This is a genomic window from Pseudomonas sp. MN1F (assembly GCF_009391885.1).
Classification (GTDB): Bacteria; Pseudomonadota; Gammaproteobacteria; order Pseudomonadales; family Pseudomonadaceae; genus Aquipseudomonas.
In genome coordinates this window covers 202,715-219,760 of sequence record NZ_VZII01000058.1, presented here as the reverse complement: position 1 = coordinate 219,760, position 17,046 = coordinate 202,715, and the positions used below count along the sequence as shown (strand labels likewise).

The window sequence follows — 17,046 nt, the reverse complement described above, 5'->3', positions numbered from 1 at the left end:
GCCGGCACCTGCAGCAGCACTCGCAACCCATCATTGCGGCTGTCAAACCTCAGGCTGCCAGCACAACGCTGCACGATCGCCTGAACGATCGCCAAACCCAACCCACATCCACCACTCTGCCCGTTGCGCCAGAAGCGCTCGGTCAGGTGCTGCAAATCGGCTTCGGCAATGCCCGGACCATGGTCGCGCACCATGAACCCTACCTGCCCATCGGCCATTTGCACTTCCAGCTCCACCTCGGTATCGCCGCCGTGGCGCAGGGCGTTGTCCAGCAGGTTGCGCAAGGCCGCCACCGCCAGCGGCGCAGGCATGCCCAGATAGATCTGCGTCGCCTCCTGCGGCAGGCGCAAAACGATACGCCGGTTGTCACCGCCGCCAGCATCCTGCACCGCCTGGCGGGCGACCTGCTCGGCACTGCACTGCACACCGTCCTCGAACGACAGGCTGCCCTCGACCCGCGCCAGCATCAGCAGCTGCTCCAGGGTCCGATGCATGCGGTCGGCGCCTTGCTCGGCATGCTCCAGCGCCTGCTCGCGCACCGCGCCGTCGGTCATGCGCGCCACCTGCAGGTGGGTCTTGATCGCGGTCAGCGGGCTGCGCAGTTCGTGGGCGGCATCGTCGGTCAGGCGCCGTTCGCGCTCGATGGTCTGAGCAATGCGCAGGAACAGCTGGTTCTGGGTGTCGAGCAAGGGTTGCAGCTCGCTGGGCAAGCCGGCCACCTGCAACGGTTCGACACTGTCGGCACGCCTTCGTCGCAGGGCATCGCGCATGCGATTGAGCGGCTCCAGGCCTTTGCCCAGGCCGATCCACAACAGCCCGAGGCTGCCGAGCAAGGCCATCAGCACCGGTGCCGAGGCAGCCAGCAGAATCGACTGGTTCAGCGCCTCGCGCTCCATGTGCCGGTCGGCGGTGGTGATGCGCACGTCATTGTGGCTATAGGTGAAGGTGCGCCACAACGCGCCATCGATGGTCTGGTCGCGGAAGCCGCTGCGCTGGTCGTCCATGGCGCCGTCATGCTTGTGGTTGCTGGCGAGGATCTCGCCGCGCAGGGAACTCACCTGGCAGGCCATGCCGTCGGGCACGCTCAACTGGTCGGCGGAAAAGTGCGCGTCCTCGCCCTTGGCCGCCAGCGGTTGCGGCAGCTGGTCGATCAGCCCCGCTACCATGCGCGCCGAAGCCACCAGGCGCTGGTCGAGGGAGAACATCATCTGCTGGCGCAGGTCGCGCAGCATCCACGCGGCTGCCAGCGCCCAGATGATGATGAAGGCGGTACCGAGGATCAGGCTGAGGCGTACCCGCAGGCTCATGAAGCGCTTCTCTCAGGGGCCTGCGCCGGGCCCAGGCGATAACCCAGGCCACGCACGGTCTCGACGATGCTGTTGCCGAGCTTGCGCCGCAGGTGGTGGATATGGACGTTCAGCGCGTTGCTTTCGACCTCATCGCTGAAGCCGTACACGCAGTCCTTGAGTTGTTCGCTGGACAGCACCCGGCCGGGGTTCTGCATTAACGCCTGGAGCAACGCCTGCTCGCGCCGCGACAGGTCGACAGGCTGGCCGGCGAGGGTCGCCTCGCAGCTGCTCGGGTCGTAGCGCAGCGGGCCATGCTCGATCACGTTGACCGCCCGCCCCGCCACCCGGCGCAACAGGGTATGCAGGCGCGCCGCCAGTTCGCGCAGGTCGAAAGGTTTGAGCAGGTAGTCGTCGGCACCGGCCTGCAGACCGTCAACCCGGTCGGTGACCGCATCGCGGGCGGTGAGCACCAGCACGGGCAGGTCCACACCTTGCTGGCGCAGGCGGCGCAAGAGTTTCAGGCCATCTTCGTCGGGCAGGCCGAGGTCGAGGATCATCACGTCGAACTGCGCCGCCTGCAGCAGGGCCCGGGCGCTGGCGGCATTGGCCACGCGGTCGACGGTCAGGCCCTGGGCGGTGAGGCCGGCGCAGATGCCGCTGGCGATCAGGTCATCGTCCTCGCAGAGCAGAACGTGCATGGTGAGGCTCCCGGAGTGGTGTGGCTGGCATTGCACTATGGGGGGATTAAGGGGGGATTATGGACCTTTTTGTGTTCGCCTTGATGCTTTCAGCGCCTGAGGGGGGCTCGCCTTGGTGTTTTCAGCGCCTGTGAGATCGAGCGCCGGGCGGGCGGCGCTCGATCTCACAGGCGACAAATCCCTCCAGCCTTACCCATCGCAGCAACACCTCAATCCCGCCCCCTCTACCCCCACCAACAACGAAATAGACTTTTCCTACAAGCGACTCAGGAACGTCCTACGCCCACTCCATGATGTGATTTCCCCTGCACAAAACTGGCAGGGAGACGCCTCATGCTGTTCTGGCAAATCGTGCCAACCTGGCGCGATATCGAGACCCGCATCACCGATGAAATGGGCTATCAAGGAGGCGCCCATTTCCGTACTTACCTCAACGAAGCAGTGCCGTCACTGGCCCTCAACCTGCGCCGCGTCGACAACGTGCGGCGCGCGTTCTACAAGGCCGAATCGGTAGCCGGCCAGCTGCTGCGCCAGCGCTTCGCCGACCTCGACATCAAAAGCATCCTCAACGACCTGCTCGGCGTCGCCGAGCAGATGGCGATGATCGTCGCTGGTACCGCCCTCACCGGCGGCCTGCTCGGTGCCGGCATCGGTGCCTTTGCCGGGGGCGCCGGTGCCATTCCCGGTGGTGTCGCGGGTACCGCCATCGGCTTCAAGGTCAGCGGCTGGATCCTCGGCGTGCTGGGCATCGCCTCCCTCGCCGAGTTCTTCGTCGACGGCCTGCCGCGCATTGGCGAGTACTACCTGGACGGCATCGGCCTCGCCTGGGAAGGCACACGCGGTGAAGACGGGCTGAACGCGTTCAGCCAGGACAACCCGTATGCCATCAATCAGGCGGCGCATTTCATTGCCACCGGGCATGTGGAAGTGGTGATGCTGCTGTTGGGCGCCATGGTGTCCTACCTCACCCGTGGGGGTGGCAACGCAGGTGTGCTGGCCCAGGAAATGGCCGCCAGCAAGAAAGGCGCGCGGATTGGGCAGTGGATGCTCAAGCACGAAGATGCTTTGAAGAAACGGCCGGACCTGCAGGTGCCGGAGCGGCGCAAGGGCGCGGTGGGTGAGCCACAGCCTGCGCAGCCTAACCGGCCGGCGGGGAAAGACAAGGAGCCATCCAAAGGCAAGCCCGGTAGCATGCCGGTGCATACGGTGGCGTGCTTCAAGGCGGACAAATTGCCGCCATCGAAGCATGGCGAGTTTGAACGGCAGCTAAAAGGACAGCAGGATGGGTTAAACCGGCTTACGGTGGAAGAATTCCTGGAAAATGTTGCCAATCCAGTCAAACGTGATCCGAAACTTGCTAAAAAGGCACGCAAGGACCTTTATGTAAGTCTGAGAGATAGAATCCAGGAGGATTTATCCAAAACGATGGGGCCGCGAGAAGCGAGAAGACTTTCAGAAGTGCAAGCTAGGGAGACGATGTCAACACTCGCCGCCTTGCATAACCCTGACCTTAGTGCAGGTGGACGAGACGCTATTGCTGACTTTGGCGACAGACAGGTGAATTCAAGTATTGGCCCTCAATGGAAAAGTAGAATAGGAGGGCTTCGACGAGCAGCCGAAGAAACGGCCGGAATGGGAGGCAAGACCGGCCTTTTAAACGTGAAATTACACAAATGCTAACTGACTGGAGGTCATCAAATGGATGAAGCATTTTCTGTTTTTATTGAAGAGGTCGGTGAGCCTACGCACAGGCAGGAGGTACCCACATCGACCATCGAGCGTTACAAGGGGAAGCTCCCGGATAAACTTCTGCAATATTGGATTGAGCACGGATGGTGTGGATACGGAGATGGTTTGTTTTGGACCGTAAACCCTCTAGAGTACGAGGGCGTGGTGGCATCTATGCTTGAGAGTGCAAACCTGGAAACTTACGACAAGTTTCATCTCATCGCCCGCGGAGCCTTTGGCGACCTTTATCTATTTGGTGAGAGAACCGGATTTTCACTGAAAATCGCACCACATATAGGTCGGTATATTGGCAGCAAACGAGAAGTAACGCCGTCCGACATGGACAGACTAGTGCAGAGTTTTTTCGCCTGTAGAGATTTGGATTCAAATGATTTTGATGACCTGTTTGAAACTGCAAAAAATAGCCTCGGCATACTTGGTCCGGACGAGATGTACGGCTTTGTTCCAGCCTTGGTGTTCGGCGGCCCCATTCGACTCGATAATCTTGAGAAGCTGAAAGCCATTGAACACTTGGTACTGCTGTCTCAGCTTTGCACAATCGAGCCCTATAGCTTTTCTGATTTTTGAAGCCCTTACCCAACAGTAATAAAAGGATCTAAAAAATGAACGCACTCTTCTCCATCTTCCTCGAAACCTTCAACGACCCCATCGGCCACCAGCCCGTCCCGCCTGCCGCTCTGGACCACTACCAAGGCAAACTCCCCAACCAACTCCTGACCTACTGGAAAGACCACGGCTGGTGCGGCTACGGCGGTGGCCTGTTCTGGATGGTCAACCCGCAGGAATACGAAGACGTCGTGGCCTACTGGCTGACAGGTACGCCCTTCGAAACCCGCGACACCTACCACCTCATCGCCCGCAGCGCTTTCGGCGAGTTGTACCTCTGGGGCGAAGAAACCGGGTCAGTCCTGACCATCACTGCCTACGCATCCCAATACATCGATGGCGCCTGCAGCTCGACCGACGAAGAGCGTGACGCGAAGATCCAGGGGCTGCTCATGTGGGTCATGACTGAAGGCATCGACCTGGACCTGTTCGAATCGGCCAGGGAAACACTGGGGACGTTGGCGCCAGACGAGATGTATGGCTTCGTTCCGGCGCTGATGCTGGGCGGGCCTGCAAGCCTGGCCAATCTCCAGCGGCTCAAGGCCAACGTGCATCTGATTTTACTTTCCCAGCTGAGCGAACTGGAACCTTATGCATTCGATGAGGAAGAAGATGAGTAAAACCGACGCTCATTCGCGCAGCGCATCGGGCGTATCGACATCCCGCAGCACGCCGGCATCCTCGACGGCCAGCCTGACGCAACGGTCCGGATGGTCCTTCACCACCGAACGCGCCCCTTCATCGCCCGTCAGCCGCGCAAGCGCTGGCCAGAAATCACGCCCGAACAGCACCGGATGGCCCTGCTGCCCGGCATGACAAGGCAACACTATCGTCGACCCACTGGCCTCGCGTGCAAGCAAACCAAGGGTCCCGAGTCCCACCCAGGGCATGTCACCCAGCAGAATCGCCACCGCCTGCGCCTCGCTGTCGACCAGCGAAGCGGCGCCAGCCGCCAGACTATGACCCATTCCCTGCGCGAAATCCGCACTGCAGATGACGCGGCACGCCGCTGGCAACCCCAGCTCCTCGCCCCGCTCGCCATCACGCAGCACCACCCGTACGTCATCAAACACTGCACAGGCATGTTCGACGCTGTGCACCAGCAAGCTGCGACCATCCGCCATCAGCGCCCGACGCTTGTCAGCACCGAAGCGCATGCTGCTGCCGGCCGCCAATACCAACGCCACCACACTCACAGCGCTGCCCGCCCGATGCCATTGCGCAGGCGCAGGATATCGGCGAGCACCGCCAAGGCGATCTCGGCCGGGGTCTTGCTACCCAGGTTGAGGCCGATCGGCGCGTGGATCCGCGCCAGCTCGTCGTAGCCCAGGCCGCCTATGCGCTGCAAGCGTTCGCGACGCTTGTCGGAGGTCGCCTTCGAGCCCATCACGCCAATGTAGAACGCTTCGGTACGCACCGCTTCAAGCATGGCCAGGTCATCGATTTTCGGATCATGGGTCAATGCAACCACCGCTGTGTCGGCATGGCAACCACCCTTGGCGATAAACTCCGACGGCAGTTCACGACGCACCTCGATGCCCTCCAGCACCACGCCTTCGAGCACCTCGTCACGCGGGTCGCAGAGGATGACTTCAAAGCCCATGGCTTTGCCGAACTCGGCGCAGAAATGCGCGACGCTGGAGTACCCAGCCAGCAGCAGGCGCTGGGCAGCCCCGACGCGCAAACGCACCCGGTCGCTTGCAAGCTCCACGCGCGGCCCCTGGCTGTGGTCGTCGAGCAGCTGACGATCCCCTTGTGGCAAGCTCACCTCGCGCAGCAGCCGTCGCTGGCCGCGCAGCGCGCCTTCCAGCTCACGCAGGTGGGCCTGCACGTCACAGTCGGCCGGCAGGTTTTCCACCAGCACCTCGAGCACGCCACCGCAGGGCAGGCGGATGCTTGAACGCGGGTCGCTGCCATCGCCATAGCGCACGATGGCGATCGGTTCGGGAAACTCACCCCGCCCCACACGTTCGAGGAAATCTTCCTCGACACAGCCACCGGACAGTGAACCCAGCCACTGCCCGCTGGCGTTGACCGCCAGCAGCGAGCCCGGCGCACGCGGCGCCGAGCCGTAGGTGGCGAGCACCGTGCACAACCACACCCGCTGGCCGCTGCACGACCACTGAAGCGCCTGGCTGATCACCTGAAGATCGAGATGCTGCACGGTTTACTCCGCCTTCAGCTCGGCAAGCTGCTGTACGGTCAGGTCGCCGGGCAATCCACCCCAGGCCTGGCGCAGGTAGTTGACCATGTCTGTCACTTGTTGGTCGTCGAGCTTGTCGGCGAAGCCCGGCATCGGCTGCATGCGCTCGAAGCCGGTGAACTGCTGCTCACGGATGCCGTCGCGGATGGCCTTGACCAGGTTGCGCGAGTCGCCCTGGCGCAGCACCGTGTTGCCGCGCATGGCCACCGCGATGTGCGGCTTGCCCTCGCCATCGACGCCATGGCAACCGGCGCAGACGTTGAGGTACTGCTGCTGGCCGCGCTTGGCACTGTCGCTCATCTGCTCCAGGGCAACGGCCTGGATCGCCTTGGCCGGCGGCGGCTGGTCGCCGAGCAGGTAGGTGGCCATGGCCGCCAGGTCGGCGTCTTCCAGGTGCTGGGTGCTGTGGTGCACCACCGGGAACATCTCGTTGAACATGCTGCCCTGGGCACTGATGCCGTGCTTGAGGAAGGTGGTCAGGTCCGGCTGGGTCCAGCCGCGGTCGGCCAGGTCCTGGGCCAGCAGGCTCGGCGCCAGGTAGCCACCGAGCAAGCCGCCGCTGAAGCGCTGGTCCTGTTGCAGGGCACCGATGGCGTTGCGTGGGGTGTGGCATTCGCCGCAATGGCCCATCACCTCGACCATGTACTGCCCGCGCTGCCAGGCCGGGCTTTTGCCTTCGGTTGGCTGCAGTTGCACGCTCTTGCCATACAGCATGTTCCAGCCGGTCAGCCCCAGGCGCACGTTGAACGGGAAGCTCAACGCCGTCTGCGGTGCCGGGCGGTTGATCGGCGGCACGGTCATCAGGTAAGCAAGAATCGCATCGGAATCCTCGCGCTTGATCAGGTGGTACGAGGTGTAGGGCATCGCCGGGTAGAGGTTGGCGCCGTCCTTGCGCTTGCCCTCGGTGACCGCGGCGAAGAACTCGTCAGCCGTGTAGTTGCCGATGCCGTACTGCTTGTCCGGGGTGATGTTGCTGCCATAGATGGTGCCGAATGGCGAATGGATCGGCAGGCCACCGGCGAACGGCGCGCCGCCTTCGGCGGTGTGGCAGGCCATGCAGTCGGCCGCACGGGCCAGGTATTCACCGCGCTTGACCTGCGCCTCGTCGGCCGCCTGGGCCAGCGAAACAACGGCAAGGCCGAGGGCCAGCGCGAGTGTGTTGCGAACGAAGCCCATGCTCAACCCTCCTTGACCAGGCCGAGGTCGTTGAGCACCGTGCGGGTGGCGTCGTAGTAACGCACGTAGCCGGTGCAGCGACAGATGTGGTGGCCGAGGCTGGCTTCGATACGGTCTTCCACTTCGCTCTTCTTGAGCGGCTGGCGCTGGGCGGTTTCCACCAGCACCGTGGCGGCGTTGACGAAGCCCGGCGCGCAGTAGCTGCACTGGAAGGCGAACAGGTCGACGAACTTCTGCTGGATCGGGTTAAGCGTCAGGTTGCCGGCCTCGTCCTGCTTGGCGTGGCCTTCGATGGTGCGCACCTTCTTGCCTTCGAAGTAATGCGCGCCGGTGATGCAGGTGCGCACTTCCTCGCTGGTGCCGTCGGGGTTGTCGACGATCACCACGCAGGCGTGGCAGATGCCCTGGCCGCAGCCCAGACGGGAACCGGTGAGGTTCTGGTGTTCGTGCAGGTAGTCGATCATCGCCAGGTCGTCAGGGACCTCGACCGGGCCGACCGGTTGACCGTTGAGGGTCAGTTGCAGTGGACGGTTAGCCATTGAGGGCCTCCTTGATACGGGCTGGAGTGATGGGGAGATCGCGCACGCGCTTGCCAATGGCATGTGCCACGGCGTTGCCGATGGCACCGACGACCGGGATCATCACCACTTCGGCGATGCCCTTGGACGGGTCGGTCGGTGACAGCGGCGGGAGGATTTCGCTGGTCTGCTTCCACACCGCCACATCGCGTGCATGCGGCAGGCGGTAGCGGTTGAAGTTCCAGTCGCCCTCCCCGGGCCCGCCCTCGTACAACGGCATTTCTTCGGTCAGCGCATGGCCGATGCCCATGGCGATACCGCCTTCGAGCTGGCCCTTGACCAGTTCCGGCACCAGCACGCGGCCGCACTCGACCCAACTGTGGTGGTTGAGCACCTGCGTCTCAAAGGTGCCCTTGTTGACCTTGACCTCGACGATGGTCGCCACCGGGCTGTAGTAGGTGACCATGGCGTTGTTCAGCTGGGTATCCGGGTAGGCGGCGTTCTGCCGGTCGAGCAGGTGGTAGCCATGGCTGCTCATCTGCGCCTTCTTGGCATTCACCGCGCCATCGCCGTACTTCACCGCCACGGCATCGAGCGGGAAGCGCTCGCGCACGCCGTCGATGACGAAGTCGGCCTCGGCCCAGCTCCAGCGGTTGAAACCGTGCACGCTGACGCCAGTGACCAGGCCCATCTCATGGGCCTTCTGCGCCAGTTGGGCGAACGGGATCGGCGCCAGGCCGTTACCGGTCAGCTCGCCGTTGACCCACACCGCGTTCTCGCGGCGCACCACCAGCGGGTTGGCCTGGCCACCGTGCGGGCCCTGGCTCCAGAGTGCCATGGCTGCCGGCCACAGGCCGTGGTTGAACAGCACACGGGCCGCTTCGCGGGTGGCGTGGCTGAAGTAGAACGCCGAGTTGGTCGCCGACGACGGCGAGGCGAGCTTGCCGACCCAGCGCGGGTTGCGCAGCGCGGTGTCCTGCTCAGGCTGGCTGATCAGGTACGGGTTGCCGCTGGTGGTCAGTTGCAATTCCGGCCATTCGGTGACCGCCGTCTTCACCTCGTCGGCCGAGCGGCCAAGGAAGTCGCTGACCACCAGGGCCTGGGAAGTGGACATGCCAGTCCCCAGCTCGGTGCCGATGTGGCGCAGGCTGATGCGCCCATCAGCGCTGAACTCGATGCTCGCCATCGGCGCTTCAGAGCCGGTGCCGAAGTCCTTCTGGCAGATGGCGAAGCCGACGCCATACCAGTGGTCCGGGTCCTTGGCGTCCATCTGCTGCTTGCGTGCATCGCGGTTGCGCCACCCGTCGTGCACTGCAGCCTTGTCGAGGATCTCGTACAGGCGCAGGGCACCGGCCGGGACCGCGCCCTGGGTGTTCTTCATGCCCGACTTCAAGGCGTTGGCACGGCGCAGGTCGATGGCATCGACGCCCAGGCGACCGGCGACTTCATCCACCATCATCTCGGTGGCGGCCATGGACTGCAGGGTGCCGTAACCGCGCATGGAGCCGGCCTCGACACCGCGGGAGAAGTAGGCGGTCACCGACAGGTCGTTCTGCGGCATGTAGTAGATCGACTGCGCCGCGGTGGCGCCCACTGCAGCCACCGACGGGCTGTAGTTGATGCGCCCGCCGCCGTCGCAGCTCATGTCGGCGCGGAAGATCTTGAAGCGGTTGTCCTTCTTGTCCACGGCCAGCTGGTAGCGGATGTCGAAGGCATGACGCTTGATACCGCTCTGGAACTGCTCGTAGCGGTCGTTGGCCAGGCGGATCGGTACACCAGCGCCATACAGCGCGGCCACGGCAGCGTAGAAGACGAAGATGTTGTTGTCTTTGGAACCGTAGCCCACGGTGTAGCCCGGGTGCATGTTCAGCGTGTTCAAGGTGAAGCGCGACGGCTTGATCATGTGCACGCATTCCTGCGCCACTTCGAACGGGCATTGGGTCGCGACCACGAAGTGCAGCGTGCCAGTCGCCGGGTCGTACCAGCCGTTGCCGTTGTCCGGCTCCAGTGCCGCAGGCTCGATCGACGGCGTCTTGTAGCGCTCGTCGAACACCAGCCAGTCCTCGGGCGGGTTGTCCAGTTGCTCACCCATGCGCTTGGCGTAGAACAGGCCCTGTTCGGTCAGGTCGCCGTGCTGGTCAGGCTGCTTCGACCACACCGGTTTGCGGTTGAGGATGGTCGGGAACAGCATGGAGTTCTTCAGGCTGGAGAACTCATCGTCGTCGAACGGCGTGGCGCCGCCCACGCGCACGAAGCGGAAGCTGCCATAGGGGTCGCGCTGGTACAGCGGGGCCTGGGCGCCGTATTTGATCGCCTTGTCGTTGAACTGCAACTTGCGCTTGGCCTGACGGAAACGCTCGAAGTCGTGCCAGATCAGGATCGCCACCGGATGGCCGATGAACATCGGCACCTGGCCGGGCGGCAACAGTGGGTCGGGCGAGTGGGCCTCGGGCCAGGCAATGCCATCTCGCGCCAGGTCGGCGGCGGTGACGATACGGTCCGGCTGCAGGTCGGCGCCGAGCAGGCTGAGGTCATGGCCGTCATAGATCCGGTCGACCTTGGTCACCTTGAGCAGCAGCGCGTGGCCTTGCTGGGTCGGCCAGCCGGGCATGTCCTTGGCGCGGATGTCGCGGGCGAAAACCTTGTTGCCACAGACCTTGGACAGCGCGTCGTTACGGAAACGCGCCTTGCCGTCATGGTTCATCCACTTTTGCGGCGAGGTGGTAACGCGCTCCTCCATCAGGGCGGCGAACGCCTGGCTGCCGAGTGGCGCCATGGTCACGCCGACACCAGCAATCAGGCCGCCTTGCAAGAAGGCGCGCCGGGATATATCACGGTTGGACATGCTTGATCCTCTGGGCAGAAGAATTTCTGCCCATGTTTTTTGATTCTTGTGCGGGGGACTCGGAAGGGTAAAAACCTTGTCACGCGGGACGGAAAAACTGACTTCTGCGTCAACTTTACAACAAGAATATGGGCATAAGCAAAGTCAAGCCGACAATATGTCGCGCTGTGTCAAAGGCCGACATGCGGCAGCGCCGCAACAGCTTCGGCAGGAACGGTTAACCTTGGGTTAATCGACCCCAGCCAGCATGGCCACCATTCCGTACTGCCAAGGCGAAGACATGCGCATCCTTCTGCTCTTCCTGACGTTCCTTCTGGCCGGCCCGTTGCAGGCCAACCCGTTCGACGCCAAGCCCGACTTCCTGCCGGTCAACCAGGCGTTCGTGCTGACTCACGACCGCCAGGCCGATGGCCAGATGCGCCTGTACTTCCAGATCAAGCAGGGTTACTACCTGTACCAGAAGCGCCTGAAATTCGACGGCTTGCCTGCCGAACAGCAGCCGCAACTCCCACCCGCCCTGAATCACCACGACGAGTTCTTTGGTGACAGCGCGGTGTACCGCGACCAGCTCGAACTGCTGATCCCGGCCAATGCCCAGGGCCAGTTGCGCCTGGGCTGGCAAGGCTGTGCCGATGCCGGCCTGTGCTACCCACCGCAGACCACCGCCATCGACCTGGGCGGCAACGCGCCGCCGGCCGCCGAACAAGCCAGCGACCAGGCTCTGGCCAGCGGCCTGCAAAGCGCCAGCCTGGCCTGGAGCCTGCTGGCATTCTTCGGCCTCGGCCTGCTGCTGGCGTTCACCCCCTGCTCGCTGCCGATGCTGCCGATTCTCGCCGGCCTGGTCCTGGGCAACGGCGCCAGCGCCCGGCGCGGCTGGCTGCTGGCCGGGGTGTATGTGCTGAGCATGGCGCTGGTGTATGCGGCCCTGGGCGTGGTCGCGGCGCTGCTGGGGGCCAGCCTGCAGGCGTGGCTGCAGCAACCCTGGCTGCTGGGCAGCCTGGCCGGCTTGTTCATCCTTCTCGCCCTGCCGATGTTCGGCGCTTTCGAGCTGCAACTGCCGGCCGCCCTGCGTGATCGCCTCGACCGCGCCGGCCAGGGCACCCGTGGTGGCAACCTGTACGGTGCGGCGCTGCTGGGCGCCCTCTCCGGCCTGCTGCTCGGCCCCTGCATGACCGCGCCGCTGGCCGGTGCGCTGCTGTTCATCGCGCAAAGCGGCGATGTGCTGCAAGGTGCGCTGGTGCTGTTCAGCCTCGGCCTGGGCATGGGCGTGCCGCTGCTGTTGCTGGTGACCCTGGGCAACCGCTACCTGCCGCGCCCGGGGGCGTGGATGAACCGGGTCAAGGGCGTGTTCGGCTTCGTGTTCCTGGCCATGGCCCTGTACACCGTGCGCAGCCTGCTTGCCGCCCCAGTGATGCTGGCCCTGAGCGGGGCCTGGCTGATTGCCCTGGGCTGGGCCATGTGGCCGGCCCTGCAGCGCTTGCCAGCGCTGCGTGCGGTCCCACTGCTGGGCGCTTTGTGGGGTGGCCTGCTGCTGGTCGGCGCTGCTGCGGGGGGCGACGACCTGTGGCAACCGCTGCGGCCGTTCGCCGGCGGCAGCGCAGCCGCCACCGTACAAAAAGCCGACGAGCACTTCGTCACGGTCAGCAGCCCTGAAGCCCTGCAACGCGAGCTGGACGCCGCCAAGGCCCGCGGCCAGTGGGTCATGGTCGATTACTATGCCGACTGGTGCGTGTCGTGCAAGGTCATGGAAAAACAGGTGTTCACCCGCCCCGACGTACAAACCAGCCTGGCCGGCGTGCACCTGCTGCGCCTGGACGTGACCGCCGACTCTGCCGCCAGCCGGGCCCTGCTGCAGCGCTACCAGGTGCCAGGCCCGCCCAGCATCATCTGGCTCGGCCCGGAAGGCGAAGAGCGCCGCGCACGGCGCATCACCGGTGAGGTGGATGCCGCCGCGTTCCTGCAACACTGGACCCAGACCCGGAGCCAAGGCTGATGCTCACGGTAACCCTCGGGCCGCTGACCATGGCCCTCAACCACCTGCTGATGCTCGCCGCCCTCGGCGTGGCCTGCCTGGTCGGCTGGTGGGTCGCCCGGCGTGGCGGCGAAAGCCCGGAGTCGGCGCTGTTCAACCTGTTCCTGGTCGGCCTGCTGTGCGCCCGCCTGGGTTTCGTGCTGGCCTACTGGCCGATGTACCGCGACGACCTGGTGCAAGTCATCGATATCCGTGACGGCGGCTTCCTGCTCTGGTCGGGCCTGGTCGGCATTGTCCTCGCCACCCTCTGGCAGGGCTGGCGCCAGCCTGGCCTGCGGCGCCCGCTGGGCTGGGCACTGTTCAGCGGTGCGTTGTTCTGGGGCCTGACCAGCCTGGGCAGCCACCTGTACAGCAAGGGCACCGCACTGCCCGAACTGAGCCTGCGCAATGCCGCTGGCCAGTCGGTGGCCCTGCACAGCTACCGTGGCAAGCCGCTGGTGATCAATATCTGGGCCACCTGGTGCCCGCCCTGCCGCCGGGAAATGCCGGTGCTGCAGCAGGCCCAGGGCGAATACCCCCACGTGACCTTCATATTCGTCAACCAGGGCGAGACGCCGGAAAACGTCACGACCTTCCTCGCCACCACCGGGCTGAGCCTGACCCATGTGCTGTTCGACGGCACCGGCGTGCTGGCCCAGCGGGTCGGCTCGATGGCCCTGCCCACCACTCTGTTCTACGACGCCGACGGCCGCCTGATCGGCAGCCACCTCGGCGAGCTGTCGCGGGCCAGCCTGCGCCATGCGCTGGAACCTTTCGAGCGGGCCAAGGCGCCCGCCCCTGCCGCACAAGGAAACTGACATGCGATTGACTGCCCTGTTGCCCCTGTCCCTGGCCCTGCTGGCCGCCCCGCTGGTGCAGGCCGAAGACCTGCCCAAGGCGATCCAGCAACTGCAAGCCAAAGGCGCCGAGATCAAGGGCAGCTTCGATGCGCCCAACGGCCTGCGCGGCTATGCCGCCGAGTACCAGAACAATGCCCTGGCCTTGTACCTGACCCCGGACGGCAAGCACGTGCTGGTCGGCAGCCTGTTCGACGAACAAGGCAAGGACCTCAGCGCCGAGCCGCTGCAGAAGTTGGTGTACGCGCCGATGAGCAAGGAGATCTGGGCGAAGATGGAGAAAACCGCCTGGATCGCCGACGGCAAGGACAGTGCGCCGCGCAAGGTGTACCTGTTCAGCGACCCCAACTGCCCCTACTGCAACATGTTCTGGGAACAGGCGCGGCCGTGGGTGGAGTCGGGCAAGGTGCAGCTGCGCCATATCATGGTCGGCATCATCCGCGAGGACAGCCCGGGCAAGTCGGCAGCCCTGTTGGCAGCCAAGGACCCGGCCAAAGCCCTGCATGAGCATGAGAAAGCGGGCAAGGCGAGCAACCTGAAGCCACTGGACAAGGTGCCCGATGCCGTGCAGCAGAAGCTGGCGGCGAACATGGCGTTGATGGAGGAGATGGGGCTGCAAGCGACCCCGGCAATCTTCTATCAGGATGAGCAGGGCAACCTGCAGAGCCAGCAAGGCGCGCCGCGGCCAGAGCTGCTTGGCAAGATTCTCGGCAAGCGGTAGTGCACGGCTTGGGTTTTGCGGTGATGCGTAGATCGAGCGCCGCCCGCGCGGCGCGATTTCCGCCGCCCCGCAAAACTCAAGACAGCCCTACAGCCCTTCCAACTCAGCCATCAGTTCACTAAGCCGATCAGCCTTCGCCTCATCCACGTCGCTGCCCTGCAACCCGCGCACATACTCGGTCAACTCTTCCACCGTGCTGCACTCGAACATCACCCGCAGCGGCGCGTTCAGTTGCAACTGCTTCTGCACCCGCGAAGCGATCTGCGAAAAGAAGCCGTTCCATCCACTCCCAATAAAATGCAATCGTGCATGAGAGCGAGACCAAATATCTTGAAACAATCTGCCGCAATGATTATTTGTTAAACATCGCGCCGACCCTTCTGGCACCCAACAACCGAGAGACGTGAAGAAAAAGAATCATCTAACATCAAAAAGAAAATTTTCTTACGCGAGACGATTATAAAACCTACAAAAAATTTAGCCCACCGCACAAGTAGCTAGAAACAGCCCCCTAAGTAGGAATTTTCCATAGGAACGCTCCTACACTCACCTCTTCAAACCAAACATAACTATTACGCCTGCACATCCACGCAAGCCTCGTCGCCGCATTGACAATTAAAAGTCAAACCTCTAAACCTGTAGACACCCGCAAGCGGCGATAGAGCGCCGCACAATCAAGGAACCTTCATGAAAGCTCAATACAACACTAAAACCATTACACGCCTACCGACACTCACGCCAATACATAGCCACTATCACAAATGGTCCATTTCACATGCCCAACCACCTAACCTCCATAATCATAAATACCAAAAAAATCTTGTGCATTGCGCGAATCTTGACCCTGGAGCACCTTAGAGAGCCCACTGCCCTTATATGGTCAGCCGTCGCACCCTGCCTGCTGTTCCTGTTGACCCAGGATTATGCGGAAGCACAGCCCACCCGCAATGACGCCTACATTGCGTCCGCATCGTGGTTCTACTCATACATTTCAGCAAGCGTTGCATTTTTTGGTTTCAGCTTTTACCTGATCGGAAGAAGAGAGAGCGGCTTTACAAGGTCCTTTATCTACCAACACAGCGCCATCGGGCGTTTCCTGGCATCGCATTTCCTTAGCTACTCCGCAGTAAGCGTGTTCTACGCTGTGTTATTTTACTTGACTACCAAACCGTTCTACGGCGACTACCGGATTACTGAGTGGGCATACCTGACTGCAGGCTTTTACACCAGCTTTCTGATTTTTAGCTGTATGGGTCTGGTGGTCGCTGCACTCCCCATCAAATTCAATACCGCCAGCACTTTGTTTTCAATCCTTTCGTATCTCATGCTGCTCTCAGGCTATTTGAGCACACTGCAGGCTTACCCTGTACCTCATAGCGTGCTTGCATTAAACCCCCTGCAACTGAACAGCAAAATCTTCAACAATGAAATACCTTTGCCGGCGGCCTTCTGCATCGCGCTCGCGGCGTTGCTCACCGGCCTTTACATTACCGGGCGACACTTTAGAACCCAACCTGTCTGGAGCAGATACTAGTGAACATACTCAACCTGACAGATTTGAGTTTCAGTTATGAAAACCTGCCACTCATTAAAAATGTCGCTCTCAACCTCAATGCAGGTGAACGGGTAGGCATTCTGGGCAGCAATGGTGCCGGCAAAACAACACTATTCGACCTTATCTGCAAAATAAAGAAGCCTTCGAGCGGACAGGTCGTCAACTCAGCAAGGAGTCAAGCCTATCTAACGCAAATTCTGACGCCACCTCCATTATTACGCATGAGTGAAACGGGCGAACTGATCAGGCACTTGAGCTCAACTGTGCCGCTGTCTCAAAGCGAAATCATGGCCCGCTTGGCCAAATGGTCGCCGTCACTTTACAAGCGGTACACCTCAATATCCCAAAAAAAAGTCGCCCGCTGCAGCTACGGCGAGATCCGCAGCTACTTCACGCTTACGCTATTACTGCTAGAGAGTGATTTGATCATCCTCGACGAACCGACTGCAGGTGTGGACGCGGAGTTCAGGTATTACATCTGGCTTGCCATTAACAGTGCGCGCCAAGAAGGTGCAAGCGTGCTGGTATCATCCCATTACACCGAAGAGATCGCGGCAAATTGTGACCGCTTCTACATGCTTGCAAACCAGCGGCTTGAGGCGTTTGATAGCGGCGGGGAATTTATGTCGCGTTACAATGCTTCATCACTCGATGAGGCATTCATCAAAGCGTCCTCCCATGAGGATTGACAGGGCAAACTGCATTGCCAGCATGGGGCGCCGCGGCGGGAGTTTCTTGGCAAGATTCTAGGCAAGCGCTGATACCTCGGTTGCCTGTTCCGGCCCTTTCGCGGGTTTACCCGCGAAAGGGCCGGAACA

General features: G+C 62.5%; 15 protein-coding genes and 1 pseudogene. 8 read left to right on the top strand and 8 right to left on the bottom strand.

Going from position 1 to position 17,046, the window contains the following annotated elements; all coding sequences use genetic code 11:
* Both F6X59_RS25980 and F6X59_RS25975 read right to left on the bottom strand, forming a co-directional pair.
* Nucleotides 1-1,307 (bottom strand): ATP-binding protein (locus tag F6X59_RS25980; RefSeq protein WP_152958942.1); only part of this gene is annotated, 1,307 nt, incomplete at its 3' end.
* Nucleotides 1,304-1,987 carry a response regulator transcription factor gene (locus F6X59_RS25975; protein ID WP_152958941.1) on the bottom strand — a complete coding sequence of 228 codons (684 nt, stop codon included), beginning with the start codon at nt 1,985-1,987 and terminating at the stop codon, nt 1,304-1,306. The genes F6X59_RS25975 and F6X59_RS25980, both read right to left, overlap by 4 nt.
* Before the next feature lie 333 nt (nt 1,988-2,320).
* On the opposite strand from F6X59_RS25975, the gene F6X59_RS25970 reads away from it, so the two are divergent.
* Genes F6X59_RS25970 through F6X59_RS25960 form a run of 3 tightly spaced genes read left to right on the top strand, consistent with a single transcriptional unit; the run spans nt 2,321 to nt 4,962 of the window.
* Nucleotides 2,321-3,667, top strand: a complete 1,347-nt coding sequence (locus tag F6X59_RS25970; RefSeq protein WP_152958940.1) for a DUF6861 domain-containing protein — start codon at nt 2,321-2,323, stop codon at nt 3,665-3,667.
* Nucleotides 3,668-3,685: 18 nt separating this feature from the next.
* A complete protein-coding gene (locus tag F6X59_RS25965; protein ID WP_152958939.1) occupies nt 3,686-4,303 on the top strand; it encodes a GAD-like domain-containing protein in 618 nt (205 codons plus the stop codon).
* 35 nt (nt 4,304-4,338) lie between these two features.
* Nucleotides 4,339-4,962, top strand: a complete 624-nt coding sequence (locus tag F6X59_RS25960) for a GAD-like domain-containing protein (RefSeq protein WP_152958938.1) — start codon at nt 4,339-4,341, stop codon at nt 4,960-4,962.
* Between the two features lie 9 nt (nt 4,963-4,971).
* Here the strand turns inward: F6X59_RS25960 and F6X59_RS25955 are convergent, their stop codons facing one another.
* Genes F6X59_RS25955 through F6X59_RS25935 form a run of 5 tightly spaced genes read right to left on the bottom strand, consistent with a single transcriptional unit; the run spans nt 4,972 to nt 11,084 of the window.
* A complete protein-coding gene (locus F6X59_RS25955) occupies nt 4,972-5,538 on the bottom strand; it encodes a nucleotidyltransferase family protein (protein ID WP_346652356.1) in 567 nt (188 codons plus the stop codon).
* Complete coding sequence (locus tag F6X59_RS25950) at nt 5,535-6,506, bottom strand: XdhC family protein (RefSeq protein ID WP_372240543.1); 972 nt, start codon at nt 6,504-6,506, stop codon at nt 5,535-5,537. Before F6X59_RS25950 ends, F6X59_RS25955 begins: the two co-directional genes overlap by 4 nt.
* A 3-nt stretch (nt 6,507-6,509) precedes the next feature.
* Complete coding sequence (locus F6X59_RS25945) at nt 6,510-7,721, bottom strand: cytochrome c (protein WP_152958936.1); 1,212 nt, start codon at nt 7,719-7,721, stop codon at nt 6,510-6,512.
* A 2-nt stretch (nt 7,722-7,723) separates the two neighbouring features.
* Nucleotides 7,724-8,260 (bottom strand): (2Fe-2S)-binding protein, encoded by a 537-nt coding sequence (locus F6X59_RS25940; protein WP_013973477.1) that lies wholly within the window; start codon nt 8,258-8,260, stop codon nt 7,724-7,726.
* A complete protein-coding gene (locus tag F6X59_RS25935; RefSeq protein WP_152958935.1) occupies nt 8,253-11,084 on the bottom strand; it encodes a xanthine dehydrogenase family protein molybdopterin-binding subunit in 2,832 nt (943 codons plus the stop codon). The genes F6X59_RS25940 and F6X59_RS25935 overlap by 8 nt, the downstream gene beginning before the upstream one ends.
* Nucleotides 11,085-11,364: 280 nt before the next feature.
* Between F6X59_RS25935 and dsbD the strand changes: the two genes are divergently transcribed.
* Genes dsbD through dsbG form a run of 3 tightly spaced genes read left to right on the top strand, consistent with a single transcriptional unit; the run spans nt 11,365 to nt 14,673 of the window.
* Nucleotides 11,365-13,077, top strand: a complete 1,713-nt coding sequence (dsbD, locus tag F6X59_RS25930; RefSeq protein ID WP_152958934.1) for a protein-disulfide reductase DsbD — start codon at nt 11,365-11,367, stop codon at nt 13,075-13,077.
* Nucleotides 13,077-13,913, top strand: a complete 837-nt coding sequence (locus F6X59_RS25925; RefSeq protein ID WP_152958933.1) for a TlpA family protein disulfide reductase — start codon at nt 13,077-13,079, stop codon at nt 13,911-13,913. Before dsbD ends, F6X59_RS25925 begins: the two co-directional genes overlap by 1 nt.
* A gap of 1 nt (nt 13,914) precedes the next feature.
* Nucleotides 13,915-14,673, top strand: coding sequence for a thiol:disulfide interchange protein DsbG (gene dsbG / locus F6X59_RS25920; protein WP_152958932.1), 759 nt, complete (start codon nt 13,915-13,917; stop codon nt 14,671-14,673).
* 87 nt (nt 14,674-14,760) lie between these two features.
* On the opposite strand, the pseudogene F6X59_RS25915 reads toward dsbG, so the two are convergent.
* Nucleotides 14,761-14,940, bottom strand: a pseudogene (locus F6X59_RS25915) (phosphopantetheine-binding protein); the annotation flags it as partial.
* Nucleotides 14,941-15,448: 508 nt separating this feature from the next.
* Between F6X59_RS25915 and F6X59_RS25910 the strand changes: the two are divergent.
* Together F6X59_RS25910 and F6X59_RS25905 are read left to right on the top strand one after the other, a co-directional pair.
* Complete coding sequence (locus F6X59_RS25910) at nt 15,449-16,207, top strand: hypothetical protein (protein WP_152958930.1); 759 nt, start codon at nt 15,449-15,451, stop codon at nt 16,205-16,207.
* Nucleotides 16,207-16,917, top strand: a complete 711-nt coding sequence (locus F6X59_RS25905; protein ID WP_372240542.1) for an ATP-binding cassette domain-containing protein — start codon at nt 16,207-16,209, stop codon at nt 16,915-16,917. The genes F6X59_RS25910 and F6X59_RS25905 overlap by 1 nt, the downstream gene beginning before the upstream one ends.
* The last annotated feature ends 129 nt before the right edge of the window (nt 16,918-17,046 follow it).